Origin of the sequence: Micromonospora sp. AKA38, assembly GCF_027925725.1 — a bacterium.
Classification (GTDB): domain Bacteria; phylum Actinomycetota; class Actinomycetes; order Mycobacteriales; family Micromonosporaceae; genus Micromonospora.
Map to the genome: position 1 here is coordinate 501,726 of NZ_BNEI01000003.1, position 25,091 is coordinate 526,816.

A 25,091-nucleotide genomic window follows, 5' to 3' on the forward strand; every position below is an offset into this window, starting at 1 on the left:
CCAAGATCGATGTGGGCTGGCCGGCCCGGGGGCGCCGGGTGGGAGTGAGGGCGGGCGGGTTGGGTAAGCCGCGGCATGGGGGTACCTACCGGACGCGTCGACACGATCGTGCTCATCCACGGGCTCTGGATGACGTCGCGAAGCTGGGAGCGCTGGGCCGACCGCTACACGGCGCGCGGCTTCCGGGTGCTCACCCCGGCCTGGCCCGGCATGGACCGCGAGGTAGCCGACCTGCGGGCCGACCCCACGCCGATCGCCGGCCAGCGGATCGCCACCATCGTCGACCACTACGCGACGATCATCCGGGAGCTGCCCCGACCACCGATCATCATGGGGCACTCGTTCGGCGGTCTGATCGCCCAACTGCTGCTGGACCGCCGGCTCGGCGCCGCCGTCGTCGGCGTGCACCCCGCGCCGGTCAAGGGCGTGCTCAAGCTGCCGCTGAGCACGTTGCGCTCCGGGTTCTCCATCCTGCACAACCCGGCCAACCGGCACCGCGCGGTCCCGTTCACCGCCGAGGACTTCCGGTACGCCTTCGGCAACACGCTCACCCGGGCGGAGTCCGACGCCGCCTGGCAGCGGTACGCCGTACCCGGCGCCGGGCACGTGCTGTTCGAGGGCTCGTTCGCCAACCTGGACCCGGACTCGGCCACCGAGATCGACAAGAAGCGCAGCGACCGGGCACCGCTGCTGATCACCGCCGGTGGCGAGGACCATGTGATCCCGCCGTCGCTGGCCAGCAGTCTCGCCAACCTCTACCGCGGTTCCACCGCGATCACCGGCTACCGGGAGTTCCCCGGCCGGTCGCACTTCGTCGGCGGCGAGCCGGGCTGGGAGGAGGAGGCCGACCACGCGCTGGAGTGGGCGGTCGAGGCGGCCAACGAGTTCTCCCCGACCGTGGTCAGTGAGGCGCCCCGACGCAACCGGGCCGGGTAGCGGTCACCGGGGATCACCAAGATGCTCCAGATCCCGCCGAACGCCACCCCGAACCAGCCGACGGCCATGACCGGCTTCGGACTGGCCGGGGTGAAGCCCTACTTCTGGCTGATCGACGGCGGCACGGTCGGCACGAACATGCACCTGGCCCTCACCGTCGACACCCGCGAGGATGTCGCCACCTTTACCAGGCCGCGCTCGACGCCGGTGCCACGTCACTGCTGACGCCCGCCGTGCATCCCGAATACCACGACGACTACCACGGCACCTTCGTGCGGGACCCGCACGTTCGACGTCCTCGTCGGTCACCCGGTAACCGCGCTCGGCCCACCGGGCCCGCAGCCCGTCCGCCCGCATCTTCCGTCGCAGGGCGTCCGCGATGAAGCCAGACATCCTGCCGGCTGAGCGCTCGACGTAATCGGCGACGTCGTCGGGCAGGCTGATCGTGATCCGCCGCGTCATGCTCCCGGCATCGTGGGTGCCTACCTCGTGGCGAGCGCGGCGCGCTGGGCCGTTCGGGACTGGTGTGGGCGCGGGTGGGGCGGGTATGACGGAGCGATGAGGGCGAGTTTCCGGCTCGGCCGGGTCGCGGGCGTACCCGTCGGCGTCAACTGGAGTGTCCTGGTCATCTTCGTGCTGATCGCCTGGACGCTGTCGGCCAGCCTGTTCCCGCGCTCGTACCCCGGCCACTCCACGATCGCCTACGTCGCGGCCGGCCTGGCCGCCGCGGTGGTCTTCTTCCTCGGGCTGCTCGCCCACGAGGTGTCGCACGCGGTGGTGGCCAAGCGCAACGGCATCGAGGTCGAGGGCATCACGCTCTGGCTCTTCGGCGGCGTCGCCGAGCTGAAGGGCGAGGCGAGGGATCCCGGCGCCGAGCTGCGGATCGCCGGCGTCGGACCGCTGGTCAGCCTGATCATCGGTGTGGTGTTCGGCGCGATCGCGGTGGCCGTCGCGGTGGCCGGCGGGCACGGTCTGCTGCTCGGCGCGCTCTCCTGGCTGGCCGGCATCAACGTGCTGCTGGCGCTCTTCAACGTGCTGCCGGCCGCGCCGCTGGACGGTGGCCGGTTGCTGCGGGCGGCGGTGTGGAAGGCCACCGGCGACCGGACCCGGGCCTCGGTGGTGGCCGCCGGCGCCGGCCGGGTGCTGGGCATCGTGCTGATCGGGCTCGGGCTGTGGCGGTTCCTCAGCGGCGCCGGGTTCGGCGGACTCTGGCTGGCGCTGATCGGTTGGTTCCTGATCGGCGCGGCCGGGCAGGAGGAGCGGCAGGCGCGCGTCGGCGACGCGCTGCGCGGCGTCCGGGTCGGCGACGTCATGACGCCGCAGCCGCAGACCGCGTCCGGCGACCTGACCGTGGCCGACTTCGTCGACCACTATCTGTTCGCGTACCGGCACTCGGCGCTGCCGCTGACCGCCGACGGCCGGCCGGTCGGTCTGGTCACCCTCGACCGGGTACGCGGCACCGCGCCGGACCGCCGCGCCTCCACCACGCTGGCCGAGGTGTCCTGCCGGGCCGACGAGCTGGTGCTCGCCCGCCCGGAGGAACAGCTCACCGACCTGCTCCCCCGGCTCAACGAGTGCACCGACGGCCGGGCGCTGGTGGTGATCGACGACCAGTTGGTCGGGATCGTCTCGCCCAGCGACATCAGCCGCGCGGTGCAGCGCGGCAGCCTGCGCCAGCAGACCTCCACCGGTCGCTGACCGCGCGCCGTGGGCCGTCAGTCGCGGGGGAAGTAGCGGTCCAGCTCCGCGGTGCGGAACTTCCCGGCCGGGTCGAACTCGCGCAGCAGCGCGACGAAGTCGGCGTGCCGGGGGTACGCGGCGGCCGGGTCCCGGTCGAACAGCTTGCCCCAGTGCGGGCGCGGCGCGAACGGGGCGAGCCGCTGCTCCACCTCGGCCAGCACCGGCGCGACCGCCGCCGGGTCGCCGATCCAGGTGAAGTGCAGCGCCAGCGTGTCCCGGCGGAAGTTCGGGCTCAGCCACATCTCGTCGGCGGCCACCGTACGCAGCTCGCAGATCTGGAGCACGGCGGCGATCCGCTCGGCGACCGGGTCGAGCGCGGCGAGCGCCGCCGCCGCGTCGGCGCGGGCCACGTGCCACTCGGACTGCAACTCGTCGCCGCTGCTCGGGGTGAAGCCGAGCCGGAAGTGCGGCAGCCGCTCGTGCCACGGCCCGGGCTCGCCGAACTGGGCGGTGCAGTGCTCGGGTGACATGCCCGGCACCGGGTGCTGCGGCGTCTCGGCCGCCTCGGTGTCCAGCCAGTCGGCCGGCGGCGGCGCCTGGTCGGCACGCTGCTTGACCCACACCTGGTCGAAGCGCGCCGACCGCCAGCCGGTGAAGACGCTGACGCTGTACGCGGCGTCCAGCGCCTCGTCGAGCGCGGCGCGGGGCAGGCCGAGCCGGACGTACTGCCGGACCGTGAACGTGGGGACCATGTCGAGCGTGAGCCGGGTGACCACGCCCAGCGCGCCGAGGTTGACCACCAGGCCGGCGAACCGGCTGTCGGTCCGGTCGACGGTGAGCAGGTCACCGTCGGCGGTGACCAGTTCCAGCGCGGCGACGGCGGCGGCCAGGTTGCGGTTGGCGACGCCGGAGCCGTGGGTGGCGGTGGCGACCGAGCCGGCCACCGAGATGTGCGGCAGCGAGGCGAGGTTCGCCAGCGCGTACCCCTGGGCGTGCAGTGTGGTGGCCAGGTCGCCGTGGCGCAGGCCGGCGGCGACCGTGACCGTGCCGCGGTCGGGGTCGAGCGCGACGGTGGGCGGCAACCCGTCCAGCGCGACCTGGACGCCCGTGGTGTCGCCGAGCCGGTTGAACGAGTGGCCGGTGCCGACGGCCCGGACCCGGTCCGCCCCGGCGACCAGCCGGCGCAGTTCGTCGAGGGAGGTCGGCCGGTGCCGGGTCCGGGCCGACCAGCGGACGTTGCCGGCCCAGTTGGTGTCGGTCATGCGCTGCATCATCCGCCATCCGGCGCGGGCAGGGTTGCTTCGGGGTCGCAGCGGGAATCCTGGACGGATGAGCAGCTACCGCGACCCGAGCCTCCGCGGCGACGTGTACCCGTCGGAGGAGGAGATCGACCCGACCGGCGTCGGCCCCGACCTGGCCGGGGCCGGTCCGGACCTGACCGCGCCGGCGCCGACGCCGGAACCCGAGCCGGACCCGGTGCCCCACCCGGGGCCGCCGCCACGCGAGGGGCCGGGCCGGTCGATCGTGACCCGGCATCTGGACGGCTCCGTCGAGGTGGTCACCGACCTGGACGGCGACGGCGTGGCCGACGTGGTGCAGGTCGACCTGGACGGCGACGGTGTCCCGGACCTGACGTACCTGGACAGCGACCGCGACGGCCGGCTCGACACGATCCGGCGGGCGACGGCGGGCTGACCGCCCCCGGCCCTGGTCGCGGGTCCGCGCTCAGAGCTGCGGCATCACCTCGGCGGCGACCAGTTCCAGGTGGTCCAGGTCGGCCAGGTCGAGCACCTGGAGGTAGATCCGGCTGCTGCCCGCCTCGGCGTACCGGCCGAGCGTGTCGACCACCTCGGCGGGCGTGCCGGCGGCGCCGTTCGCGCGCAGTTCGGCGGGCTCCCGGCCGATCGCCCCGGCGCGCCGGGCCACCTCGGCGTCGTTCCGGCCGCAGCAGAGCACCAGCGCGTTGGACCAGGTCATCGTGGCCGGGTCCCGGTCGATCTCGGCGCAGGCGTCCCGCACCCGCCGGAACTGGGTCGTCGTGTCGTCGACCGAGGCGAACGGCATGTTGAACTCGTCGGCGTACCGGGCGGCCAGGCCGGGCGTGCGCTTCGGGCCGCGACCGCCGAGCAGGACCGGTGGGCGGGGCCGCTGCACCGGCTTGGGCAGCGCCGGCGAGTCGGTGACCGGGTAGTACGTGCCGGGGAAGTCGAACGTGGCACCGGCCGGGGTGGACCAGAGTCCGGTGATGACCGCGAGTTGCTCCTCCAGTCGGTCGAACCGCTCGCCCACCGGCGGGAACGGGATGCCGTACGCGGCGTGCTCCTCGGCGTACCAGCCGGCGCCGATGCCCAGCTCGACCCGGCCGCCGCTCATCTGGTCGACCTGCGCCACGGTGACGGCGAGCGGCCCGGGCAGCCGGAACGTGGCGGCGCTCATCAGCGTGCCGAGCCGGATCCGGGTGGTGTCCCGGGCCAGGCCGGCGAGCGTGGTCCAGGCGTCGGTCGGTCCGGGATCGCCGCTCACCGAGCCCATTTTCAGGTAGTGGTCGGAGCGGAAGAACGCGGCGAAGCCGGTCTCCTCCGCGCGGCGCGCCACGGCGAGCAACTGGTCGTAGCTGGCCCCCTGCTGGGGTTCGGTGAAGATCCGCAGTTCCATGCCCCGAGCATAGGGACACTCTCTATGCCCACACAGACATATAACCCGTGTGGCATATTGGGTGGGTGCCCGTGGACACCTTCGCCGTACTGGCCGAGCCCGCCCGCCGCCGCATCCTCGACCGGCTGCGCCGGGCGGAGAGCAGCGTCGGCGACCTGGTGGACGCGCTGGGCATGAGCCAGCCGACCGTGTCCAAACACCTCCGGGTGCTGCGCGAGGCGGGCCTGGTCACCTGCCGCAGCGCGGCCCAACGGCGGATCTACCGGGTCGACACCGGGCCGCTGCGGGCGGTGGACGACTGGCTCGGGCCGTACCGGCTGATGTGGACCGAACACCTCGACGCCCTGGAGCGCCATCTCGACCGTCAGGAGTGACGATGCAGCGTGACAGTTTCCGCCCCGGCCCGCTCGCCGACGTCGACCGGGTTCCGGTCGACGACCGGTGGGACCTGGTCCTCGTCCGCGGCCTGCGGCACCCGCCCGAGCGGGTCTGGACCGCGCTGACCGACCCGGCACAGCTCGCCGAGTGGGCCCCGTTCCTGGCCGACCGCGACCTGGGCAGCCCCGGCGAGACCACACTCCGCACGGTCGACGGCGACCGGGCGCACCCGGCGCCGGCCACGATCCTGCGCGCGGACCGCCCGCGCGTGCTGGAGTACACCTGGGGCACCGCCCTGCTCCGCTGGGAACTGACCCCGACCGACGCCGGCACCACGCTCACGCTGCGGCACCGGATCGACCGGCCCGACCTGGCCCCGATGGTGGCCGCCGGCTGGCACCTCTGCCTGGACGTCGCCGGGCACCTGCTCGACGGCGACCCGGTCGGCCCGATCCGTGGGGCGGAGGCGAAGGAATTCGACTGGGCGGCGCTGCGCGACGCGTACGCCGAACGCCTGGACCGCCCCTGAACCTCAGGCCACGCGAGCGGCGTCGCCCACGACGGCGAAGGTCCGCCGGGCCGCCTCGGCGGCGTCCCGCAACTCCGCTTCCGACCACTCCCGCCCGGCCAGCGCGCGCCGGAAGTCCCGCCAGTCGCGCCCCGGCGAGCCCCCGCTGCGGCGGAAGAACCGGGTCGCCTCCCCCTCGGCCAGCCCCAGCCGGCGCTCCACCTCCGGCGCGATGACGCTGCCACCCAGGGCGCTGCCGAGCAGGACGTACCGGCCGCCGACCGCCCGGGCGAGGGTGTCGAAGCGGAGGCCCGACGAGCCGGCGACCGGCCGGTCGGGCGCGACACCGAGGGCAGCCAGGTCGGCGCGGAGCAACGCGGTGGCCCCGCCCAGCCGGGGGTCGAGCGGGAGCCCGGACCAGTCGGCGGCGGCGAGGTCCCGCTCCAACGGTGACCAGGCCGCGAGCAGCCCGACCAGCGCGGCGGCCAGATCACCTCGGGAGCGGATCCGGTCGGGCAGGCCGAGTCGCCGTTCCACGGCGGCGTGGTGGTCGCGGGTGCCGTCGCGCAGCGCGGCCAGCATCGGCGACGCCGCCGGGCGCCGGGACTGATCGGACATCCGGCGAGTATGCCCAGTCGGGCCTCGCGGCGCACATCGCCACCGCCATCCGGGTCGGCCGTTCACCGGTCCAGGTGGTCGGCGGGCGCGGCGAGCGAGCACCTCCTGTCGGTCGGCGGCGCGGTGTGCGTACCGGTGTCAGCGTCGTGTGCGGGCGCTACCAGCGGCGCCCGCCATGGTCGGTGCCATGAGCTACGCATTCGAGGCGGAGGGCCTGGTCAAGCGGTTCGGTTCGACGACCGCGCTGGCCGGGATCGACCTCGCCGCACGACGGGGGACCGTGCTGGGGGTGCTGGGGCCGAACGGCGCCGGCAAGACCACCGCGGTACGCATCCTCGCCACCCTGCTGCGCCCGGACTCCGGGCGGGCCACCGTCGGCGGTCACGACGTGGTCGCCGACGCCGCCCGGGTCCGCCGGCTGATCGGCCTGACCGGGCAGTACGCGTCGGTCGACGAGGACCTGACCGGTACGCAGAACCTGGTGCTGATCGGCCGGCTGCTGGACCTGAGCCGGCGCGACGCCCGGGCGCGGGCGGCCGAACTGCTCGCCTGGTTCGACCTGACCGCCGCCGCCGGACGGCCGGCGAAGACGTACTCCGGTGGCATGCGCCGCCGGCTGGACCTGGCCGCGAGCCTGGTCGGCCGGCCGGAGGTGATCTACCTGGACGAGCCGACGACCGGTCTGGACCCGGCCAAGCGCGAGGAGATGTGGGGGGTGGTCCGCTCGCTCGTCGACGACGGCTCGACGGTGCTGCTCACCACGCAGTACCTGGACGAGGCGGACGCGCTGGCCGACGAGATCTCGGTGATCGACCACGGCCGGGTGATCGCCCACGGCACGCCGGCCGAGCTGAAGCGCATCGCCGGCAGCCAGACCATCGTGGTCCGGCCGACCGAGCCGGAGCGGATCGGCGAGGTCGCCGACATCCTGCGCGCCGGCGCCGGCGCCGAACCCGAACTCCCCCGGCCCGGCCTGCTCACCGTGCCGGTGGAGGGCGACGCGGCGTTCACCGCTGTGGTGCGCCGGCTCGACGACGCCGGCATCGGGGTGGTCGAGCTGGCGCTACGGCTGCCCAGCCTGGACGAGGTGTTCTTCACGTTGACCGGCCACGGCGCCGAGCAGCCCACGGAGGTGGCGGCATGACCACGACCACGCACCCGGCGGCGACGCCGCCCCGGACCCGTGCGCCCCGGCCCGGCGCCCGCCCGTTCGGGCTGGTCCGGCACAGCCTCGCGCTCGCCGGCCGCAGCCTGATCAAGACGCTCCGCACCCCGGAGCAGCTCCTCGACGTGACGCTCCAACCGATCGTCTTCGTGCTGATCTTCGTCTACCTGCTGGGCGGCGCGATCTCCGGCTCGCAGCACGAGTACCTGGAGTTCCTGCTCCCGGCGATCATGGTGCAGACCGTGCTGTTCGCGTCCGTCGCGACCGGCGTCAGCCTCAACACCGACATCGAGAAGGGCGTCTTCGACAGGTTCCGCAGCCTGCCCATCGCCCGGTCCGCGCCGCTTGTCGGCTCGGTGGTCGGCGACCTGGTGCGGTTCGTGGTCTCGATCGTGGTGCTGTTCACGTTCGGCTACGCCATCGGTTTCCGGATCGGCACCGATCCGCTGTCCACGCTGGCGGCGTGCCTGCTGACCATCGCGTTCGCGTTCGCGGTGAGCTGGGTCGGGGTGCTGCTCGGCGTGCTGATGCGCAGCCCGAGCGCGGTGCAGGGGACCGCGTTCCTGGTGATGTTCCCGCTGACGTTCGGCACCACCATGATGGCGCCGGCCGACACGATGCCCGGCTGGTTGCAGTGGTGGGTCGGCGTGAACCCGGTGGCCGACGTGATGACCGCGGCGCGGGGCCTGATCCTCGGCGGTCCGGTCGCCGGGCCGGTGACCCGGTCACTGATCTGGACCGTGGCGATCATCGCGGTCTGCGCGCCGCTGGCCGTACGGGCCTACCGGCGCCGCGCCTGACCGGCCGCATCGGGCCGCCGCTCGCGAACGCCGGGGCGGCGGCCGGCTCAGGCCGTCCGGACCGGGTCGCCGCTCACGGACGCCAGGGCGGCGGCCCGGCTCAGGCCGTGCCCCCGGGCGTACGCGGCGGCATACCCGTCGTCGCCCAGCTCGGCGCGCAGCCGCTCGGCGAGCCGCTGCGCGTCCGGGTTGGACCGGTCCGGCCAGCCGCGCAGCGAGTCGGACGTGCCGAGCAGCTCGGCGGCCCGCTCGTACCGGCCCTCCGCCGCGGCGACCGCCACCCAGCCGACCGCGATGATCGCGATCACCGGCATGTCCCGGGCGGCGAGCCCTCGGGCGGCGGCCTCGGACAGGCAGCGACGCGCGCCCGGCACGTCGCCCCGGGCGAGCGCGAGGTTCGCCATCGCGGCCAACAGCAGCCCGCGGAACTGCGGCGCGACGAGCGGCGCCTCGTCCTGGCGGCGCATCGCCTCCGCGAAACACTCCGCCGCCTCGTCGAGCGAACCCTCGATCCGGGCGATGTCGCCGAGCATCATCAGCGCGAACGCGGCATCCCGACCCTCCCGGTCGGCCACCCGTTCGGCCACGAACCGGCGCAGTTCCGCCTTGGCGCCGGCCACGTCCCCGGACCGGGCCCGGATGGCCGCCAGCCAGATCAACTGGAAGCCCGGCTCGGCGCTCGGGTTCAGTTCGCGGACCAGCCGCGCCGACTCCTCCAGCGCGGCCGTGGCCGCCGGGAAGTCACCGCGCTTGGTGAGCGCGTCGGCGTACTGGCTCAGCACCATCGACAGGCTCCACCGTTCGCCGACCACCCGCAGCTCCGCGACCGCCCCGGTCAGGTCGCGCAGCATGCCCTCGGCGTCGCCGTCGTTCTCCCGGATCTGGCCGCGCATGGTGAGCAGCGTGCCGTCGGTCCACGGGTCGGGGTGCCCACGGGCGCGGTCCACCGCCGCGATCCCGGCGGCGGTGTCGTCGGTGAACATCGACAGGGCCGGTTCGAGCAACGCCACCAGCGGGTGCCCGGTCCCCCGCGCCGCGCGGACCGCGTCGGTCAGCTCCGCGATCCGCTCCGGCGTGGGCTCACGGGCGCTGTGGAACATCTCGGTGATCATGCGGATGGCGAGCACCACGGCCCGCTCCGCCGCCGGCGCCGGGCCGGGCAGCGCGAGCGCGCGGGCCAGCACGTCGCCGCCGATCCCGCCGTCGTCACCCCAGATGATCAGCGGCAGCGCCAGCCCGGCACCGATCCGCAGCGCGGTGTCGGCGTCCCCGGCGTCGCAGGCGAAGTGCAGCGCGCCGACGATGTTCTCCCGTTCCGCCGCCAGCAGCCGCAGCCAGGGGAGCTGGCCGGCGGTGCGCAGGTGCGGCTCCGCGGTCACCACCAGGTCCCGGAAGTACGCGGCGTGCGCGGCCCGCGCCTCGGCGGCGCCGCCGGCCGCGACGAGCCGCTCCAGGCCGTACTCCCGGATGGTCTCCAGCATCCGGAACCGCCCGTCGCCGACCACCTGGAGCAGCGACTTGTCGACGAGCGCGTCGAGCAGCGCGGCGGCGGCCGGGCCGGCGACGCCGGTCGCCGAGTCGGCGGTGACCGAGGCCGGGAACACGGCGAGCCGCTCGGCGAGCCGGCGCTCGTCGCCGGTGAGCAACCCCCAGCTCCAGTCCACCACCGCGCGCAGCGTCCGGTGCCGGGGCAGCGCGGTCCGGCTGCCGCCGGTCAGCAGCCGGAACCGGTCGTCCAGGCCGGCCGTGACCTGCCGCGGCGACAGCGTCCGCAGCCGCGCCGCGGCCAGTTCGATGGCGAGCGGCAGGCCGTCCAGGCGGCGGCAGATCTCCACCACGTCGGCGACGTTGTCGTCGGTCACCGTGAACCCGGCCCGCACGGCCCCGGCCCGGTCACGCAGCAACTGCACCGAGGGGTACGCGACCGCGTCGGCCGGCGACACGTCCGCCGGCGGCAGGCGCAGCGGCGGTACGGGATCCAGCGCCTCGCCGACGATGCCGAGCGGCTCGCGGGACGTGGCCAGCACACGCAGCCCCGGGCAGCGGCCGAGCAGTTCCTCGGCGAGCCGGGCGGCGGCCTCGACGACGTGCTCGCAGTTGTCCAGCACGATCAGCGTCTCGTCGGCGGCGAGCGCGTCGACCAGCCGGCCGAGCGTGTCGCGGATCGGGGTCCGGGCCGGTTCCAGCGTCCGATCCCGGCGACCGAGCGTGTCGAGCACGGCGCGTGGCACGTCCGCCGGGTCGGTGATCGGGGCCAGCTCGACCAGCCAGACCCCGCCCGGTACGCCGTCCGCCAGCCGGCCGGCCGCCACGCTCGCCAGCCGGGTCTTGCCGGCGCCGCCCGGCCCGAGCAGCGTGACCAGCCGGTTGCCGGCGAGCAGCCCGGTGAGCCGACGCAGGTCGTCGTCCCGCCCGACGAACGTGGTGAGCGCGGCGCGCAGGTTCCCCCGCCGGCCGGTGGGCGCCGGTGGCGGGGCCGCCTCGCCCCGCAACAACGCCAGGTGCGCGGCCCGCAGCTCGGGCGAGGGGTCCACCCCCAGCTCCTCGGCGAGCCGCTGCCGGATCCGCTCGTACGCGGCCAGCGCCTCAGCCGGCCGACCGGCGGCGGCCAACGCCCGCAGGCGCAGCGCGGCCAGCCGCTCCCGCAGCGGGTACGCGGCGGTCAGCTCGTCCAGCTCGGCAACCAGCAGCTCCGGCCGGCCGATCCGCAGCTCCGCCTCGATCCGGTCCTCCTGGGCGGTGAGCCGCAGCTCCGTCAGGCGCGCCACGGCGGCGTCCGCGTACGGCGCGTCGGCGACCTCGGCCAGCGCGGGGCCGCGCCACAGCGCCAGCGCGTCCCGCAGTGACCCGAGCGCCCGCTGCGGGTCGCCGTCGCGCAGCGCCTCCCGACCCTGGCGGGCCAGCCGTGCGAACCGCTCCGCGTCCACGTCGTCCGGGGTCAGGTCGAGCCGGTACCCGGTCGGGCCGCGGCGAACCCCGAGCCCGGGCACCGCGCGGCGCAGCCGGGACACCAGCGTCTGCACGGCGTTCGCGGTGTCGGCGGGCGGCGCGTCCGCCCAGAGCGCCTCGACCAGCGCCGGCACGCTCACCGGGCGGCCCGGGTCCAGGGCGAGACGGATCAGCAGCGCCCGCAGCCGGGCACCGGCGACGTCGACGGCCTGTTCGCCGTCGCGGACCTCCAGCGGCCCGAGGATCCCCACCCGCACGCCGTCACTCTCTCATTCGCGTCCACCGAGTCCCGCGCGTCGTGGGAGACCAGTCACGGAGGTCAGTCCGCCGTGCCCGGCCAGACCGTCACCCGGATCTTCCAGCCGGCCTCGATCGGTGCGACGAACTCGACGAACGCGACGTGGACGTCCTCCCGCGTGTGCACGCAGTATCGGCTGCCCTTGCGGTAGGTGGAGTCGATCGTCGCAAAGCCGTTGAGCAGGGAGACGCAGTCCTCCCGGGTCGGTGAGCCGGTGCGACTCCACCTGGCCAGGCCGGCCCAGATGGGAAAGCTCTGGATCGAGCCACCCCCGTCGTAAATGTCGATCTCGGGGTCCGGCCCGGTGGCCACCCTGGGCGGGTCGGCGTCGAGATCGACGCCGTTGTTGTTGAAGAGCAGTTCGAAGGGGCCGTCCCCGGCACTCTCCGGGGTGGCGGCCTGCGGTGGGGACGTCTCCGCGCCTGCCTCCCGGGGCGAAACCGACGGAGTGGGCGACCGCGTCGCCGGAGCGGCGGTGGAGCCGCCACCGGTGACCTGGTAGACGAATGCCGCGACGCCGACGAGCGCGGTGATCAGGCCGGCGACGGCGGTGAGTATCCCCGCCATCGACTGCCAGAACGACGTCCGTGGCGCGGTGCCGCGCTGTGGCTCGCTCACACGCCCTCCCGCCGGTGATCCCGGCATCGATCATCACACACGGCCGCTCCTTGACGGTGTCCCGCGCACGACCGACCCGGCGCGTGGGTCACTGGTCGCCGCGGACGCGGGCGTGCAGGTGCATGTCGTGTCGTCCGTCCGGGTGCACGGCGGCGTTGCGCCTGGTGCCCTCGGCCCGGAATCCGGCCTTGACGGCGACCCGGCAGGACGCCTGGTTGCGGGTCGAGTGGTCGAGTTCGAGACGGTGGAAGCCGGCGCCGAGCGCCCAGTCACTCACCGCCCGCAACGACCGGGAGGCCACGCCCGCGCCGCGGGCGGCCGGCGCCACCCAGTACGCGCACACCGCCACCCCGTCACCGAGGTCCACGGCGCCCAGCACCATGCGCCCCAGCGGCTCACCGCCGCCGTGCGTCATCGCCCAGCTCGCCGCCGTCTCCTGGTGCCACGCCTGGCGGTAGTACGCGAACCACTCGCGGACCTGGTCCTCGGAGTCGGGTCGGCGGGTGTGCCAGCGGCGGATCTCGGGATCCTGGTAGGCGGCGAGGAACGCCGGCGCGTCGGACGCCTGCCAGGGCCGCAGGACGAGGTCGTCGCCGACGGCGAGCGTCGGCTGCGGACCGGACGCGAGGGTGCCGGCGGGAATGGCGGGCGGCGTCGAGAGGGGAAATCTCACCCGCCCATCCTCCACTCGGCCGGCTCCTAGAATCGAGTGGTGAGCAGGATCGATCGGGCGCGCAGGACGATCGCCGCGGTGCCGGCGACGGTCTACGACGCGCTTCTGCACCGGGACGCGCTGGAGGCGTGGCTGCCGCCGGACGGCATGCGCGGGCGGATCGAGCGCTGGGATCCCCGCCCCGGTGGCGGCTTCCGGATGGCGCTCACCTATCTCGACCCCACCGGCAGCCCGGGCAAGACGTCGGACGCGACGGACGTCGTCGACGTCGGGTTCGCCGACCTGGTCCGGTCGGAGCGGGTGGTGCAGACCGCCGTGTTCGAGGCCGACGACCCGGCGTACGCGGGGATCATGACCCTGACCTGGCACCTGGCCCCGGTCGGCGACGCGACCGAGGTGACCGTCACCGCGACCGGCGTGCCACCCGGCATCGACCAGGCGGTGCACGAGGAGGGCATCGCGTCCTCGCTGGCCAACCTGGCCGCGTACGTCGAATCGCCGCGCTGACGTGCCGGCCGGGCACCGGTTTCGGCGTCCGGCCGGCACATCGACCCGAACTACAGGTACGGGCGGGTGATCAGCTCGATGGCGTGGCCCCCGGGGTCCTTGAAGTAGACGCCCCGGCCGCCGTGCTCGTTGTTGATCTCACCGGGTCGACGCATCTGCGGATCGGCCCAGTGCTCGACGCCCCGGTCGCACAGCCGCTGGTACGCCCGATCGAACAGGTCGTCGTCGATCAGGAACGCGTAGTGCTGCATCTGGATCTCCACCGGCGGCTCGGCGAACTGGAGCAGCACGCCGTCGGAAAGCTGCACGTTGGTGAACGGACCCCAGGACGGCGCCTCCGGCAGCTCCAGCAGCTCCCGGAAGAACCGGGCCGACGCGTGGCGGTCCCGGGCGGCGACGATGGTGTGGTTGAACGAAACGGTCATGCGGTTGACCTCACGGTGCTCGACACGAATGGGAACCATCGGTGCGCGAGCGGCGGGAGGTCCGCGGGCCCGACCTGGCGGGTGCCCGTGGCGCACCCGCGGCGCGGTCAGACCTCCACCGGATCACCAATCCGTGCATGGCCTCGGGCCGGTCCGGTGTTCACGAACGCTGACGCTAGTCGGCCCGGTCGACAGTCGCAATCGTCACGCCGGCCCGGCCCGCCGGTCGGAAGGCGCCGCGGCGTCGTACGACTCGCGTGCGTCGAGCAGCTCGTCCCAGTGCCGCTCGGTCCAGGCGCACGCCACCGCGATCGGTTCGAGCATGCTGCGGCCCACCGGCGTCAGCTCGTACTCGACGGCGCGTCCGGCGTGGACGGTGCGCGTCACCAGACCGTCCCGTTCCAGGGCGCGCAGCGAGCCGGTGAGCACCTTCGGGGTGACGCGGCGCAGCGGCACCCGCAGCTCGGAGAAGCGCCGGGGGCCGCCTTCGAGGCAGCGGATGATGAGCGCCGCCCACTTGTCGCCGAACCGGATCGGGTTGAGCGAGGACGGGCACAGCTCGTCGAACATGTCGGCGGGCAACGGTTGCCTCATGCCGCTCACGATAGCCGGTATCCCCGAGGTAACCAGGCCCGTCGATACCGTCGGCGCACCGGCCGGGCACAGGGCTCCGGCCCTGGTGAGAGGCGTCTTCTCATGAACATCGTGATCTTCGGGGCCGGCGGCCGCGCCGGACGCCGGGCCGTGGCCGAGGCGCGGCGGCGCGGCCACCAGGTCACGGCGGTGGTACGCGACCCCGCCCGGCACCGCGACCCGATCGACGCGCCGGTGGTGGCCGGCGACGTCACCGACCCGGGCAGCGTGGCGCGGGCCGCCGCCGGGCAGGACGCGGCGATCAGCGCGGCGGCGGACCTGACCGTGCCAGCGCAGGACTTCTTCCCCGCGTCGTCGCGCGCGCTGGCCGCCGGGCTTACCGAGGCGGGCGTACGCCGCCTGGTGGTGGTCGGTCTCGCACCGGTCCTGCCCGGGCCGTCCGGCACGCCCCTGATGGACGAGCCCGGCTACCCGGACGAGTACCGCCCGTTCTTCCTCGGCCATGCGGCGGGCCTCACCGAGCTGCGACACTGCGACCTCGACTGGTCGTACGTGGCACCGGCGGGCGACTTCGACCACGACGGCGTCCGCACCGGCCGCTACGAGTTCGCCGCGCACGGCGATCCGGCCAGCCGGATCAGCTACCCGGACTTCGCGATCGCGCTGCTCGACGAGATCGAGGCGCCCCGCCACCTACGGGGGACCGCGAGCGTCCGCGAGGCGTGAGCCCCGAGCCGGCCGGGCCCCGTCCCGACGAGGCTGGTCAGTGTCCGCGGTTGAGGGCCGACAGGCCCCAGAGTTCGGCGATGCGTCCGTCGCGTACCCGGAGAAACTCCAGCATGGTCGACGGCGGCTGGCCGGGCACGCCGTGCACGCTGGTGCGGACCGCGACCCGGTCCCCCTCGACGACCGTGTCCTCGACGACGACCCGGACGTCGGGGACCGCCTCGTGGAACCGCCGCCAGGCCGGAGCCACGTGCTCCGGCCCGGTGGTCCCCAGCGGATGACTGCGGAAGTCCACCGCGAAGATCCCCGGCACGGCGTCGTAGTCACGATTGTTGAACGCCGCGTACATGCGCCGGGCCACGGCGCGCCCGTGGTCGGTCACCGGCCGTCCGGTTCGGTCGCGTTGGCCCGGACGCGTTGCAGGACGCGCCGCACGGTCTGCCGGTCGCGGGCGGTGACACCGTCGAGCAGCCGCTCCTGGTACGCCTGGTGGGCCCGCGCCAGGTCGTCGGCCACGCGTACGCCGGTGGGGGTCAACGCGGCCAGGGTGTAGCGGTTGTCCGCCGGGTCGAGACGGCGGCCGACCAGCCCTTCGGCCTCGAACTCCTTGACCAGCCGGGTGATGCTCGCGCCGTCGACGCCCAACGCCCGGCGCAGGTCGCGGTGACTGGTCTCCCCCGCGCGTCGCAGCCGGACCAGCAACTGCACGCGCTGCGGGCTGATGCCCACGTGTCGGGCGAACGCCTGCCGCAGCTCAGCGCAGGTGCCGCCCAACTCCCGGAAGAAGGCGTCCTCGGACGTCTCGTCGGTCACGGTCTCTTTATATCGTCAACTCTTGATAGCATCAAGAGATCATGCGACGAGGGGGCGACCGATGACGTTGCCGGTGGCGGACCTGCTGGCGATCCACGAGTTGTTGGCCCTGCACGGGCATCTCGTGGACGCCGGCGAACTCGACCGGATGGGCGAGCTGTTCACCGCCGACGTGGTCTACGACGTGACGTCCTTCGGATTCGGCGAGTTGCACGGCCCCGAGGCGATCAGGAGCGCGGCCCTCGCCCTGGGGGACCGCAATCCGGTCGGGCACCACGTCACCAACGTCCACGTGACCGAGGACGCGGACGGCACGGTCCGAGCGGTGTCGAAGGGGATCGGCATCCACGCCGACGGGTCGGTCGGCAGCGTCGTGTACGAGGACGTCGTCCGCCGCGAGGGTGCCGGGTGGCGGATCGCGCACCGGAAGGTGATCCCCCGCCGCACGCCCCTGCGACCCTGAGTCAGTCCCCCTCGACGCCGGCGGCCCGCAGGATCTGCCGGACCCGCTCGCGGCTGTAGCCGGTGCGGCGAATGAGATCTACCTGGCGGGCACCGGCCCGGTACTCCGCCACCATGACGCGATGCAGCTCGACGCGGGCCGCCTCGACCCGGGCGCGAGCCTCGGCCTTGATCTGCCGGGCGGCCTGCACGGCGCGCTCGTCAGCACCGGGCAGCGCCTCTTCGGCGTCCCGCAGTGCCCGTGCGCGACCCGGTCACGCCGCTGCTGAACCGGTGATGATACAGAGCGCGACAGACGACACAGGAGGCGCTCGGGTGGCATTGTCGATCGCTCAGGTACGCGCGTTGCGGTATCGGCTGGGCAAGTCGCTCGACGCTGCCGGGCGCAGCCGGAGATGACCTGCTGCCGCCTGCGACTGGCCCCGGTCGCCACGGTCAGGGACGAGATGGCGGCTGGCCCGAGCAGACCTCAGCGCCCGGCGGCCTCCCGCGCGTTCCGCTCCACCATGTCCCGATGCTCAGCCACGGCCGCCGGGTCCAGGGCCGGCACGTTCGTCATGGTGGGGAGCAGACCGACCGCGCCGTCGATCAGCTCGCGGACGATGTCGGCGTGACCGGCGTGGCGCTGCGTCTCGGCGGTCACGTGCACCAGGACGTGGTGCAGCGTCACCTCGCCGCCGTCGCCCCACCACGGCACCCGACCGACCGCGTCCAGCGGCAACGCCTCGATCGTGGCGTCCGCGTGCGCCCAGGACCGTCGGTACAGCTCGATGACGGACTCGCGCGACTCGGTCGGCAGGGCCCATGCCTCCCACGTCTCCTCGCCCGCCGGCCACTGCGGAACGGCGTCACTCGGCCGACCGAAGGTCTCACCGAAGTAGCCGAACTCGCCTCGGGCCAGGTGCTTCACCAGGCCCAGCAGGTTCGTGCCGGTGGGCGTCAGCGGGCGGCGGATGTCGTACTCGCCCAGCCCGTCGAGCTTCCACACCAGCACGCTGCGCGCCCCGCGCAGGTAGTCGAGCAGGTCGGCCTTGGGGTCGAAGATCGTCATGGCGGACAGCATGCGGCATCCAACTCTGGCGGCACAGCCCCGACTCCCGACGATCGCCGCTAGGGTGGGTCGATGGCTGAGCTGCTGGCGATCGTGCTGGTCGTCGGTGTCCTGGCGGCCGTCCTGGGGCCTCTCGCGTGGCTGGCGGCCCGGGTCCGTCGCCGGGGTGTCGGCGACAACGTGATGGGGCCGTTCGAGGAGATCTGGCATCCGGCCGCGCACCGCTTCCGGGCCGAGATCCGGGTGTACGAGGAACGCATGGTTCCGTTACCGCCGGCGGAGGATCCGCGACGACGGGGTGACGTTCCTGGGCGCTCCCGGCCGGCTGATCGCTGACGGTTGTCGCTCGGACAGTGGCCGCGGGCTGCCGCCTCGAAGAGCTCGCGTGCCGCCCGTCACCGACGAAGGTCGATCCCACGGGGCAGTGCGGTTCGGCCGCTGTCAGTAGCATCTCCATGTTTTTGCCTGCAACGGGGAGGACCATCCACGTGCGATGGAAGTTGTCGGCCGGCGTCCTGGTGGCGCTGGCCTTTTTGATTCCGGCGGCGCCGGCGGCGGCTCAGGCTCAGGCGCCCGGGTTGGACGGAGCCTGCCAGACGGTCGAGCGGAAGGTCTACAAGGACTTCCGTGAGCTCATCGCCATCGACCTGGACACCGCCACCAACGCCGAGTTGCGGTTGCTGGCCTACCGGCTCCTCGCCGAGGCGAGCGCCGAATCGTTGCCCGGTCTGCCCAAGGCCATCGAGGACCAACTGAACGGCACCGCTGACGAGCTGCGCGCGTTCCTCAAGTCGGGCGTGCGGAGCGCCTGGCAGACGGCCCTGCGGGTCAAGACGGTCCAGACCTTGACCGGCGCCGGCCCCAACGTGCGGGCCGCGACGCAGAAGGCCCTCGATGATGGGTCCGTCGACGTTCTTCTGGCCTACCTGAACATCGGCCTGCACGACGCCCGCGCGCTCGACTGCGCGGCTCAACCGACGCCCACGCCCACGGCGACCTCAACGGTTCAGCCCACGCCGACGGCGAGCGCCACGCCCAGCGCCTCGGCGACGGCCGTGCCGACCGCTGCCCCCTCCGTCAGCCCGGGTGCTCCCCTCGGCGAGGGTGGCGGGCTGCCCGTGACCGGTTCCGACACCGCGACCGTAGCCAGCATCGGTGGTGCGCTTCTGCTCCTCGGCGGCGTGGGCTTCGTGATCGGCCGCCGGCGCCGTTCCCGCTTCGTGGCATAGCCGCGACGTGCCCGGCTCGATGCTCCGTCCGGCCGGGCACGGTCGGCGCGGTTCGTCCGGGCCGTCGACAGCACGGTCGACCAGGGATTCGACGTGGTGGGGCCGGCGGGGTTCGAACCCGCGACCGAGGGATTATGGGATCAAACTACCCGTTTCGCCGACCTGGGCACACGGCGGCTCTGCAGCGGAAACACCTCTCGACTTCTCACACCACTCCCCGCTGGCCGTCGACCTCTTGCGGACCGTCGCGCAGGCACGGTCACCTCGGAGCGCTGACAACCCTCCGCCCTTGCGTCTTCACAGGGCGGGGCCAACAATGTTGCCGTGCCCGATGGCTTAGGTCCGTTTGTATGCATGCTGATTCTGCTGTGCATTTGGTCAAGCGTGATCAGTGCACTGCTCGGCCGCCTGAGCTCGTGGGAGGCAGTACCAGGAGCATCGCCGTGGCGGTTTTGGGGACCAGGCGTCCTGGCGTGGTCATGGCCCATCGTCGTGGTCGGGTGCTTCGTCCTCAATTTCATCACGCCCTGGGCCGTGTATCTACTGGTCCTGGCTCCACTGACGCTCTTGGCCGCGACCGCACTGACTGTGGTGGAGTTCAGACGTCGGGGTGCTGAGGACCTTGAGGCAGAGACGCCTCGGCGCGCGACAGAATGACACCAGCTCGGGAAGTTGGCGCAGTGCCGCCAACAGTGGATTTTACCCGGCGGCCGGGCCTGAGGTTCAGAAGAAGATCGCGGATGGCTGGCAGCCTGGGCTCGACGCTGGTCGGCCTGTCCGTCACCGTCCGGCGCTATCAGCGCAAGCGGATGGTCTTGGCTGTACGAATGGCTGTACGGTCCCTGGTCGTGGATTGGGGGATGCGGTGAGCTGGGTTGCCAACGTGATGCTGTCGGTGGGTCCGGAGGACCGCCACAACGCTGAGGCGTTCAGCGGGTGGCTCGACAATGAGTGCCCCCGTCGCGAGCTAGGCATGAGGCCAGGCGGCAGCGGTAACCTGCGCCTGATTACCGCTGCGGACAACCAGTGGGGCGGACATAAGAACCCCGAATGTGAGGTGTTCGCCGGGGCGCTTAACCACGCCGACCTTACTGCTGTCGTGGAGCATTTCGGTTTCCTGGCCTGGCACAATCCCAATGCAGTGCAGCTCTTCGTGATGGACCAGGAGGAGTCCTTGTTCCGCGTCTGGATGATCCGCAACGGCGCTCTGCGGCAGTACGCCCCTTCGTCACCGGACGAGGAGGACGACGAGTTTTGGCCCACCGCCGGGTCGTAGCCGCAGTTCGGAAGGACACCTCGTCTGTCACGTACCGCCCCTCTACCTCAAGCCATCTCCGCCGCCCCATCTCTGTCGAAGATCCCCGCCGGAGGCATCGGTTCCGGGCACTTGGCGCAGTCTGCAATCGGCCGGCGCGCCGGCCGATGCCGGCGCTTGCGCCGCCAGCAGGCCGAGCGCGGGCGGCGCGGCCCGCTTGCGGGCCGCCTTGATGAGGCGGCAGACCGATGAGCGTGGTCAAACGGCCGAACGGCAAGTGGCGAAGTACGGCAGCAATTTTCAATCTGTTTCCGTGCTCGATACCTTGGTGGCGAAACGAAGCCGAGTATTCCGGTGCCGTTGGTGGGTGCGGGTTGGGCTGTGGCATCCCGGGCTTCTCCGCTTGATCTGCCGGGTTGACCGCGATCCAGCGCCACCGAACGGCCCGGCTCAGCGCACCGGACAGGATCCAGTGAATCTGCCGAATCGAGGCAGGGGCAAGCGGCTTGCACTCGTGCGGCCGGCACTTGTCGGTGCAGTCGTGGGGCCCTGCCTTCCGGTGCTCGATGGCCTTCCAGGCACCTCCACAGTGGTCCCGGCACTTCCGCAGCACCGCATAGAACGACTCCAGCGTCTCGGCGTCCAGCCGACCGACCGGCAGCTTGCCGAGCAACGGCCGTACGTGCTTGTTCACCTTCTTGACGTACCCCTGCCGGGTCGACGCCTCGACGTCGAACACTTCAAGCCACCGGTCAAGCAGCTGGTCGACCGTCGCGCGCGTCCGTGGGTTGCGCCGCTCGTCCACCTGGGCGATAAACCGCGTACGCGCCTTCTCGGCTTCCCTTCCGGGCCGTCGCACCGGGCGGAATCGTCTCAGTCAGGTAGTGCCGCTTCTTCGTGATGGGGTCGATGCCCGCGTAGACCTTCACCCTCAGTGAGCCGCTGGGCAGTTCCTCGATCTCGCCGCGCTGGCGCTTCCCGCGCCCGTTCGCCGTCGCCATGGGGGCCGACCGTAGCGCGCTCGCACCACGAGTAGCACCACGCGAAGATCGACGATCTAGTGTTTGCGCTGGTGGGGCGGGCGGGGTTCGAACCCGCGACCGAGGGATTATGAGTCCCCTGCTCTAACCGGCTGAGCTACCGCCCCGTCACGCGCGCGTCGGATCGTAACCCGCCGATCGGTCACCGGCCACGACGGCGTACGCCGCCGCCATGCCCACGACGAGCAACGTGAGGATAACAGCGCGCAGCCGAGCCCCGGATCAACCCCGCAACTCGTCGAGCACCGCGCCGGCGGTGCGCCAGCCACTGGCCAACGCGCCCTGGATGGACGGGCTGTCGCGGTGGTCGCCGGCCACGAACAGGCCGTCGCCGAGCGCCACCGGCTTGCGCAGCCGGCCCTGCGGCGGCGGGGCGGCCGGCAGCGCGTCGGGCACCGAGACGGTGGTGAGGTGGGTCCAGTCGGCGGTGGACCGGCCGTAGAGGCGGTCCAGCTCACGGCGGATCACCGGCTCGGGCGGGGCCTGCGGGCCGACCACCGACGTGGCCACCAGGTGCTGGCCGGCCGGCGCGTACGTGGGGGCGGCGTTGCTGATCACCACCGTGTTGACGACCAGTTCCCGCCGGTCGCCGTCGAGCAGCAGGATCGGCTCGTCCAGCGGCGGCGTGTCGGTGCGGTGGTAGTAGGTGGTGTACGCGTGCATGCGTACCCGCTCGACGGCCGGCAGCAGCGTGGCCGCCGCCTGCGGGTCGGCGGCGACCACGACGGCGCGGCAGGTGATCTCGCCGGTCTCGGTGCGGACCCGGCCGGGCGCGACTCCGGTGACCGGCGTGCGCAGGGCGAGCTGCTCGGCGGGCAGCGGCGCGGCGACGGCTCGGGGCAGCGCGCCCATCCCCCGCGCGGGCAGGCCGATCCGGCCCCGGGCGAACGAGCGCAGGATGACCGCGAGCACGTGGCTGGAGGTGGCCAGCTCACGGTCGAGCAGCACGCCGGCCAGGAACGGTCGGATCAGTTCCTCGATGATCGCGTCGGAGAGCCCGGCCCGGCGTAGCGCCGTCTCGGTGCTGGTCTCCGTGGCGGCGAGCAGCCGCCCGACGGGCAGGGTGGCGCAGCCGGCGGCGAGCGCGGCCAGGCGCAGCCGGTCGCGCAGCGACCCGACGCCGGCGGTCAGCGCGCCGGGCGCGCCGGTGGGCTCGCGCAGCGGGTTGACCAGCCGGGCCAGCCGGTCGCCGCGGCGTACCAGCACGCCGGAGGTGAACCAGCCCAGGTCGAGCGTGTCGAGGTCGAGCAGCGCGCCGAGCCGGGGGTAGGCGGTGTTGAGCACCTGGAAGCCGCGGTCCAGCAGGAATCCGTCGACCTCGTCGGTGGCGACCCGGCCACCGAGCCGGTCGCCGACCTCCAGCAGCCGCCACGACACCCCGGCGCGGTGCAGCCTGCGGGCGGCGGCGAGGCCGGCCAGGCCGCCGCCGACGATCACCACGTCGGTGTCAGGCACGGTCCACTCCCGCGCCGGCCCGGTCGCCGTCGCGGTGCGACCGGGACAGGCGGCTGGGCCACCACACCTTCGGCCCGATGTCGTACGCGAGCGCGGGCACCAGCAGCGAGCGGACCACGATGGTGTCGAGCAGCACCCCGACGGCGACCGCCACGCCCAACTCCACCAGCACGACGAGCGGCAGCACGGCGAGCGCGGAGAACGTGGCGGCGAGCACGATGCCGGCGGAGGTGATGACGCCACCGGTGACCGCCAGGCCGGCCAGCACCCCGGCGCGGGTGCCGCGTCGTACCGACTCCTCGCGGACGCGGCTCATCAGGAAGATGTTGTAGTCGATGCCGAGCGCGACCAGGAACACGAAGGCGAACAGCGGGAAGGACTGGTCGACGCCGGGGAAGTCGAAGACGTGTCGGAACAGCAGCGCGCAGAGGCCGAGCGTGGCCAGGAACGACAGCACCACGGTGGCGATCAGCAGCAGCGGGGCGACCAGGGCGCGCAGCAGCAGCGCCAGGATGATCGCGATGACCAGCAGCACCACCGGGATGATCACGTTGCGGTCCCGGACGGACGCGTCGGCGGTGTCCACGTTGATGGCGGTGAAGCCGCCGACCACGGCGTCCGCCCCGGGCACCGCGTGCACGGCCTCGCGCAGGTCCCGGATGGTCTGTTCGGCGCCGTTGCTGTCGGGTGGGTCGGCGAGCGTGACGTTGAGCTGCACCCGGCCGTCGACCACCTTGGGCGGGGCGTTCGGGTCGGGCGGCGCGTTCTGGCCCTGCTGGCCGAGCGGCAGCACCGAGGCGACGCCCTTGACGCCCTGGGCCACCTGGGCGACCCGCTGCGCGGCGGCCTGCTCGGTGAAGATGGTGGCCGGGCTGCCGGTGCCGGCCGGGAAGTGCCTGTCGATGACCTCCTGGCCGGCCACCGAGTCGGTGCGCTGGGTGAAGAGCTGGGACTGGCCGAGCGTGGTGGCGCCGAGCTGGGTCACCCCGATCGCGAGGGCCGCCAGCACCACGGCGGTGACGATCCAGACGGTACGCGCGCGGCGCGCCACGAAGCCGGCGATCCGCCCCCACAGGCCGTGCTCGGTACGCGGGTCGGCGTCGTCGTGCCGGGGTCGCCGGGGCCAGAACGCCCACCGGCCGCCGAGCACCAGCAGGGCGGGCAGGAACGTCAGCATCACCAGCAGCGTGGCGGCGATGCCGACGGCGCTGACCGGGCCGAGCGCCCGGTTGGAGTTGAGGCTGGACAGCAGCAGGCAGAGCAGGCTGACGATGACGGTGGCGCCGGAGGCGATGATGGCCGGGGCGGCGCCCTTCCAGGCGGCCTTCATCGCGTCCCAGGGGCGTTCGTGCCGGTGCAGTTCCTCCCGGTAGCGGGCGATGAGCAGCAGCGCGTAGTCGGTGCCGGCGCCGAAGACGAGCACGGTGAGGATGCCCTGCGCCTGCCCGTTGAGCTTCACCACGTCGTGCTTGGCGAGCTGGTAGACGACGACGGCGGCCAGCGAGTACGACATCCCGGCGGCCAGCAGCGGGAAGACCCAGAGCACCGGGCTGCGGTAGACGATCAGCAGGATGATCAGCACCACGACCAGGGTGACCAGCAGCAGTGGCCCGTCGATGGCGGAGAACACCTCGATCAGGTCGCCGAGCAGGCCGGCCGGGCCGGCCACGTCGACGCTGAGCCCGTCGCGGTCCGGGCCGGTGATGGCCCGCAGCTGGTCGACCACGCTGCGGATTTGTTCGCCCTCGGCGCTGTCGATCGGGACTATCACCTGGGCGGCCTGCTTGTCCTGGCTGACGACCGGCGGTGGCAGCGGGCCGACCACGCCGGGCACCTGGGCGAAGCGGGCCACGTCGGCCTGGATGCGCTGCTGGTCGGCGGCGGTGATGCCGCTGGTGCGCTCGTAGACGACCAGGGCCGGGGTGGTCTCCCGGTCGACGAAGCCGGCGGCGAGGTCCTGGGCGCGGGTGGCCTCGGCGTCGGCCGGGAGGAAGGACGCGTTGTCGTTGGTGGCGACGTCGCCGAGCTTGCCGGCGTACGGGCCGGCGACGCCGCCGACGATCAGCCAGCCGAGCACCACCGCCACCGCGATCAGCGTCGCGGTCCAGCGGCTGCGTCCTGCGGCCATCTCCACCACCCTCGAATCGACGCAACAATCGACGCAGCGGGAGTCTAAGTCGACCTCGACCATCCTGCCGTCCGAAACGGCGTTCGCGGGCGGAAACCGGGCGGCCGTAGCGGACCCGGCAATGAGAA

Annotated in this window: 30 protein-coding genes and 1 tRNA gene; 15 read left to right on the plus strand and 16 right to left on the minus strand. The window is 73.2% G+C overall.

Annotated features, from left to right (window positions below):
* Positions 1-75: 75 nt before the first annotated feature.
* The 3 genes from TPA0908_RS10700 to TPA0908_RS10710 all read left to right on the plus strand — a co-directional run bounded on the left by TPA0908_RS10700 (position 76) and on the right by TPA0908_RS10710 (position 2,634).
* Positions 76-936, plus strand: coding sequence for an alpha/beta hydrolase (locus tag TPA0908_RS10700; RefSeq protein ID WP_281937044.1), 861 nt, complete (start codon positions 76-78; stop codon positions 934-936).
* 21 nt (positions 937-957) lie between these two features.
* Positions 958-1,161 (plus strand): hypothetical protein, encoded by a 204-nt coding sequence (locus TPA0908_RS10705; protein WP_281937045.1) that lies wholly within the window; start codon positions 958-960, stop codon positions 1,159-1,161.
* A gap of 333 nt (positions 1,162-1,494) precedes the next feature.
* Positions 1,495-2,634, plus strand: coding sequence for a site-2 protease family protein (locus TPA0908_RS10710; RefSeq protein WP_107155793.1), 1,140 nt, complete (start codon positions 1,495-1,497; stop codon positions 2,632-2,634).
* A gap of 17 nt (positions 2,635-2,651) precedes the next feature.
* On the opposite strand, the gene TPA0908_RS10715 is transcribed toward TPA0908_RS10710, so the two are convergent.
* Complete coding sequence (locus TPA0908_RS10715; RefSeq protein WP_281937047.1) at positions 2,652-3,878, minus strand: FAD-binding protein; 1,227 nt, start codon at positions 3,876-3,878, stop codon at positions 2,652-2,654.
* A gap of 67 nt (positions 3,879-3,945) precedes the next feature.
* Between TPA0908_RS10715 and TPA0908_RS10720 the strand changes: the two genes are divergently transcribed.
* Entirely contained in the window at positions 3,946-4,311 is a 366-nt protein-coding gene (locus tag TPA0908_RS10720) for a hypothetical protein (protein ID WP_281937049.1), read from the plus strand.
* A 30-nt stretch (positions 4,312-4,341) separates the two neighbouring features.
* On the opposite strand, the gene TPA0908_RS10725 is transcribed toward TPA0908_RS10720, so the two are convergent.
* Positions 4,342-5,271, minus strand: coding sequence for an LLM class F420-dependent oxidoreductase (locus TPA0908_RS10725; RefSeq protein WP_281937051.1), 930 nt, complete (start codon positions 5,269-5,271; stop codon positions 4,342-4,344).
* Positions 5,272-5,336: 65 nt separating this feature from the next.
* Between TPA0908_RS10725 and TPA0908_RS10730 the strand changes: the two genes are divergently transcribed.
* Together TPA0908_RS10730 and TPA0908_RS10735 are read left to right on the plus strand one after the other, a co-directional pair.
* Positions 5,337-5,645 (plus strand): ArsR/SmtB family transcription factor, encoded by a 309-nt coding sequence (locus tag TPA0908_RS10730; protein ID WP_281937052.1) that lies wholly within the window; start codon positions 5,337-5,339, stop codon positions 5,643-5,645.
* Positions 5,646-5,647: 2 nt separating this feature from the next.
* Positions 5,648-6,178, plus strand: a complete 531-nt coding sequence (locus TPA0908_RS10735) for an SRPBCC family protein (protein ID WP_281937054.1) — start codon at positions 5,648-5,650, stop codon at positions 6,176-6,178.
* A gap of 3 nt (positions 6,179-6,181) precedes the next feature.
* Here TPA0908_RS10735 and TPA0908_RS10740 read toward each other — a convergent pair whose 3' ends face one another.
* Positions 6,182-6,775 (minus strand): biliverdin-producing heme oxygenase, encoded by a 594-nt coding sequence (locus TPA0908_RS10740; protein ID WP_281937055.1) that lies wholly within the window; start codon positions 6,773-6,775, stop codon positions 6,182-6,184.
* A gap of 187 nt (positions 6,776-6,962) precedes the next feature.
* Between TPA0908_RS10740 and TPA0908_RS10745 the strand changes: the two genes are divergently transcribed.
* Entirely contained in the window at positions 6,963-7,919 is a 957-nt protein-coding gene (locus TPA0908_RS10745) for an ATP-binding cassette domain-containing protein (protein ID WP_281937056.1), read from the plus strand.
* On the plus strand, positions 7,916-8,740 hold the full coding sequence (locus TPA0908_RS10750; protein WP_281937058.1) for an ABC transporter permease: 825 nt from the start codon (positions 7,916-7,918) through the stop codon (positions 8,738-8,740). Before TPA0908_RS10745 ends, TPA0908_RS10750 begins: the two co-directional genes overlap by 4 nt.
* 47 nt (positions 8,741-8,787) lie before the next feature.
* On the opposite strand, the gene TPA0908_RS10755 is transcribed toward TPA0908_RS10750, so the two are convergent.
* The 3 genes from TPA0908_RS10755 to TPA0908_RS10765 all read right to left on the minus strand — a co-directional run bounded on the left by TPA0908_RS10755 (position 8,788) and on the right by TPA0908_RS10765 (position 13,278).
* Positions 8,788-11,946, minus strand: a complete 3,159-nt coding sequence (locus TPA0908_RS10755) for a BTAD domain-containing putative transcriptional regulator (protein WP_281937059.1) — start codon at positions 11,944-11,946, stop codon at positions 8,788-8,790.
* A gap of 62 nt (positions 11,947-12,008) precedes the next feature.
* Positions 12,009-12,605: a hypothetical protein gene (locus TPA0908_RS10760; protein ID WP_281937060.1), complete on the minus strand. Its 597-nt coding sequence runs from the start codon at positions 12,603-12,605 to the stop codon at positions 12,009-12,011.
* Between the two features lie 88 nt (positions 12,606-12,693).
* Positions 12,694-13,278 (minus strand): GNAT family N-acetyltransferase, encoded by a 585-nt coding sequence (locus TPA0908_RS10765; protein ID WP_281937062.1) that lies wholly within the window; start codon positions 13,276-13,278, stop codon positions 12,694-12,696.
* A 39-nt stretch (positions 13,279-13,317) separates the two neighbouring features.
* Between TPA0908_RS10765 and TPA0908_RS10770 the strand changes: the two genes are divergently transcribed.
* A complete protein-coding gene (locus tag TPA0908_RS10770; protein ID WP_281937064.1) occupies positions 13,318-13,785 on the plus strand; it encodes an SRPBCC family protein in 468 nt (155 codons plus the stop codon).
* A gap of 50 nt (positions 13,786-13,835) precedes the next feature.
* Here the strand turns inward: TPA0908_RS10770 and TPA0908_RS10775 are convergent, their stop codons facing one another.
* Together TPA0908_RS10775 and TPA0908_RS10780 are read right to left on the minus strand one after the other, a co-directional pair.
* Positions 13,836-14,210 (minus strand): VOC family protein, encoded by a 375-nt coding sequence (locus tag TPA0908_RS10775; protein ID WP_281937066.1) that lies wholly within the window; start codon positions 14,208-14,210, stop codon positions 13,836-13,838.
* Positions 14,211-14,414: 204 nt separating this feature from the next.
* Positions 14,415-14,804, minus strand: a complete 390-nt coding sequence (locus TPA0908_RS10780) for a winged helix-turn-helix transcriptional regulator (RefSeq protein WP_281937068.1) — start codon at positions 14,802-14,804, stop codon at positions 14,415-14,417.
* Positions 14,805-14,906: 102 nt separating this feature from the next.
* On the opposite strand from TPA0908_RS10780, the gene TPA0908_RS10785 reads away from it, so the two are divergent.
* On the plus strand, positions 14,907-15,530 hold the full coding sequence (locus tag TPA0908_RS10785) for an NAD(P)-dependent oxidoreductase (protein ID WP_281937070.1): 624 nt from the start codon (positions 14,907-14,909) through the stop codon (positions 15,528-15,530).
* A 37-nt stretch (positions 15,531-15,567) separates the two neighbouring features.
* Here the strand turns inward: TPA0908_RS10785 and TPA0908_RS10790 are convergent, their stop codons facing one another.
* Together TPA0908_RS10790 and TPA0908_RS10795 are read right to left on the minus strand one after the other, a co-directional pair.
* Positions 15,568-15,912, minus strand: coding sequence for a nuclear transport factor 2 family protein (locus tag TPA0908_RS10790; protein WP_281937072.1), 345 nt, complete (start codon positions 15,910-15,912; stop codon positions 15,568-15,570).
* Positions 15,909-16,343, minus strand: a complete 435-nt coding sequence (locus TPA0908_RS10795; protein WP_281937073.1) for a MarR family winged helix-turn-helix transcriptional regulator — start codon at positions 16,341-16,343, stop codon at positions 15,909-15,911. Before TPA0908_RS10795 ends, TPA0908_RS10790 begins: the two co-directional genes overlap by 4 nt.
* 61 nt (positions 16,344-16,404) lie before the next feature.
* Between TPA0908_RS10795 and TPA0908_RS10800 the strand changes: the two genes are divergently transcribed.
* The gene (locus TPA0908_RS10800; RefSeq protein ID WP_281937074.1) at positions 16,405-16,806 is read left to right on the plus strand and encodes a nuclear transport factor 2 family protein; all 402 of its coding nucleotides are present in this window, start codon (positions 16,405-16,407) and stop codon (positions 16,804-16,806) included.
* A gap of 1 nt (position 16,807) precedes the next feature.
* Here the strand turns inward: TPA0908_RS10800 and TPA0908_RS10805 are convergent, their stop codons facing one another.
* Positions 16,808-16,996 carry a hypothetical protein gene (locus tag TPA0908_RS10805; RefSeq protein ID WP_281937075.1) on the minus strand — a complete coding sequence of 63 codons (189 nt, stop codon included), beginning with the start codon at positions 16,994-16,996 and terminating at the stop codon, positions 16,808-16,810.
* A gap of 278 nt (positions 16,997-17,274) precedes the next feature.
* Positions 17,275-17,856, minus strand: coding sequence for a DinB family protein (locus tag TPA0908_RS10810; protein WP_281937077.1), 582 nt, complete (start codon positions 17,854-17,856; stop codon positions 17,275-17,277).
* A gap of 72 nt (positions 17,857-17,928) precedes the next feature.
* Here TPA0908_RS10810 and TPA0908_RS10815 point away from each other — a divergent pair, with 72 nt between their 5' ends.
* The 4 genes from TPA0908_RS10815 (at position 17,929) to TPA0908_RS10830 (ending at position 20,361) form a co-directional block, all read left to right on the plus strand.
* Entirely contained in the window at positions 17,929-18,192 is a 264-nt protein-coding gene (locus TPA0908_RS10815; RefSeq protein ID WP_281937078.1) for a hypothetical protein, read from the plus strand.
* Between the two features lie 152 nt (positions 18,193-18,344).
* The gene (locus TPA0908_RS10820) at positions 18,345-19,085 is read left to right on the plus strand and encodes an ALF repeat-containing protein (protein ID WP_281937080.1); all 741 of its coding nucleotides are present in this window, start codon (positions 18,345-18,347) and stop codon (positions 19,083-19,085) included.
* A 740-nt stretch (positions 19,086-19,825) separates the two neighbouring features.
* Complete coding sequence (locus TPA0908_RS10825; protein ID WP_281937082.1) at positions 19,826-19,954, plus strand: hypothetical protein; 129 nt, start codon at positions 19,826-19,828, stop codon at positions 19,952-19,954.
* Between the two features lie 17 nt (positions 19,955-19,971).
* On the plus strand, positions 19,972-20,361 hold the full coding sequence (locus tag TPA0908_RS10830; RefSeq protein WP_374709215.1) for a squamosa promoter-binding protein 15: 390 nt from the start codon (positions 19,972-19,974) through the stop codon (positions 20,359-20,361).
* Between the two features lie 731 nt (positions 20,362-21,092).
* Here the strand turns inward: TPA0908_RS10830 and TPA0908_RS10835 are convergent.
* The 4 genes from TPA0908_RS10835 to TPA0908_RS10850 all read right to left on the minus strand — a co-directional run bounded on the left by TPA0908_RS10835 (position 21,093) and on the right by TPA0908_RS10850 (position 24,963).
* Entirely contained in the window at positions 21,093-21,341 is a 249-nt protein-coding gene (locus tag TPA0908_RS10835) for a hypothetical protein (protein WP_281937086.1), read from the minus strand.
* A 69-nt stretch (positions 21,342-21,410) separates the two neighbouring features.
* Positions 21,411-21,487, minus strand: a tRNA-Ile gene (locus tag TPA0908_RS10840).
* A 115-nt stretch (positions 21,488-21,602) separates the two neighbouring features.
* Positions 21,603-22,835: an FAD-dependent oxidoreductase gene (locus TPA0908_RS10845; protein ID WP_281937087.1), complete on the minus strand. Its 1,233-nt coding sequence runs from the start codon at positions 22,833-22,835 to the stop codon at positions 21,603-21,605.
* Positions 22,828-24,963, minus strand: a complete 2,136-nt coding sequence (locus TPA0908_RS10850; protein WP_281937088.1) for an MMPL family transporter — start codon at positions 24,961-24,963, stop codon at positions 22,828-22,830. Before TPA0908_RS10850 ends, TPA0908_RS10845 begins: the two co-directional genes overlap by 8 nt.
* Positions 24,964-25,091: the final 128 nt, after the last annotated feature.

Bases quoted from the DNA above. Each gene is read 5' to 3' on its own strand.
- TPA0908_RS10800 (WP_281937074.1), top strand. From the start codon at position 16,405: ATGACGTTGCCGGTGGCGGACCTGCTGGCGATCCACGAGTTGTTGGCC.
- TPA0908_RS10830 (WP_374709215.1), top strand. From the start codon at position 19,972: ATGCTGTCGGTGGGTCCGGAGGACCGCCACAACGCTGAGGCGTTCAGC.
- TPA0908_RS10815 (WP_281937078.1), top strand. From the start codon at position 17,929: ATGGCTGAGCTGCTGGCGATCGTGCTGGTCGTCGGTGTCCTGGCGGCC.
- TPA0908_RS10775 (WP_281937066.1), bottom strand. From the start codon at position 14,210: ATGACCGTTTCGTTCAACCACACCATCGTCGCCGCCCGGGACCGCCAC.
- TPA0908_RS10780 (WP_281937068.1), bottom strand. From the start codon at position 14,804: ATGAGGCAACCGTTGCCCGCCGACATGTTCGACGAGCTGTGCCCGTCC.
- TPA0908_RS10700 (WP_281937044.1), top strand. From the start codon at position 76: ATGGGGGTACCTACCGGACGCGTCGACACGATCGTGCTCATCCACGGG.
- TPA0908_RS10825 (WP_281937082.1), top strand. From the start codon at position 19,826: ATGGCTGGCAGCCTGGGCTCGACGCTGGTCGGCCTGTCCGTCACCGTC.
- TPA0908_RS10715 (WP_281937047.1), bottom strand. From the start codon at position 3,878: ATGACCGACACCAACTGGGCCGGCAACGTCCGCTGGTCGGCCCGGACC.
- TPA0908_RS10750 (WP_281937058.1), top strand. From the start codon at position 7,916: ATGACCACGACCACGCACCCGGCGGCGACGCCGCCCCGGACCCGTGCG.
- TPA0908_RS10705 (WP_281937045.1), top strand. From the start codon at position 958: ATGCTCCAGATCCCGCCGAACGCCACCCCGAACCAGCCGACGGCCATG.
- TPA0908_RS10850 (WP_281937088.1), bottom strand. From the start codon at position 24,963: ATGGCCGCAGGACGCAGCCGCTGGACCGCGACGCTGATCGCGGTGGCG.
- TPA0908_RS10720 (WP_281937049.1), top strand. From the start codon at position 3,946: ATGAGCAGCTACCGCGACCCGAGCCTCCGCGGCGACGTGTACCCGTCG.
- TPA0908_RS10710 (WP_107155793.1), top strand. From the start codon at position 1,495: ATGAGGGCGAGTTTCCGGCTCGGCCGGGTCGCGGGCGTACCCGTCGGC.
- TPA0908_RS10810 (WP_281937077.1), bottom strand. From the start codon at position 17,856: ATGACGATCTTCGACCCCAAGGCCGACCTGCTCGACTACCTGCGCGGG.
- TPA0908_RS10725 (WP_281937051.1), bottom strand. From the start codon at position 5,271: ATGGAACTGCGGATCTTCACCGAACCCCAGCAGGGGGCCAGCTACGAC.
- TPA0908_RS10835 (WP_281937086.1), bottom strand. From the start codon at position 21,341: ATGGCGACGGCGAACGGGCGCGGGAAGCGCCAGCGCGGCGAGATCGAG.
- TPA0908_RS10740 (WP_281937055.1), bottom strand. From the start codon at position 6,775: ATGTCCGATCAGTCCCGGCGCCCGGCGGCGTCGCCGATGCTGGCCGCG.
- TPA0908_RS10735 (WP_281937054.1), top strand. From the start codon at position 5,648: ATGCAGCGTGACAGTTTCCGCCCCGGCCCGCTCGCCGACGTCGACCGG.
- TPA0908_RS10745 (WP_281937056.1), top strand. From the start codon at position 6,963: ATGAGCTACGCATTCGAGGCGGAGGGCCTGGTCAAGCGGTTCGGTTCG.
- TPA0908_RS10785 (WP_281937070.1), top strand. From the start codon at position 14,907: ATGAACATCGTGATCTTCGGGGCCGGCGGCCGCGCCGGACGCCGGGCC.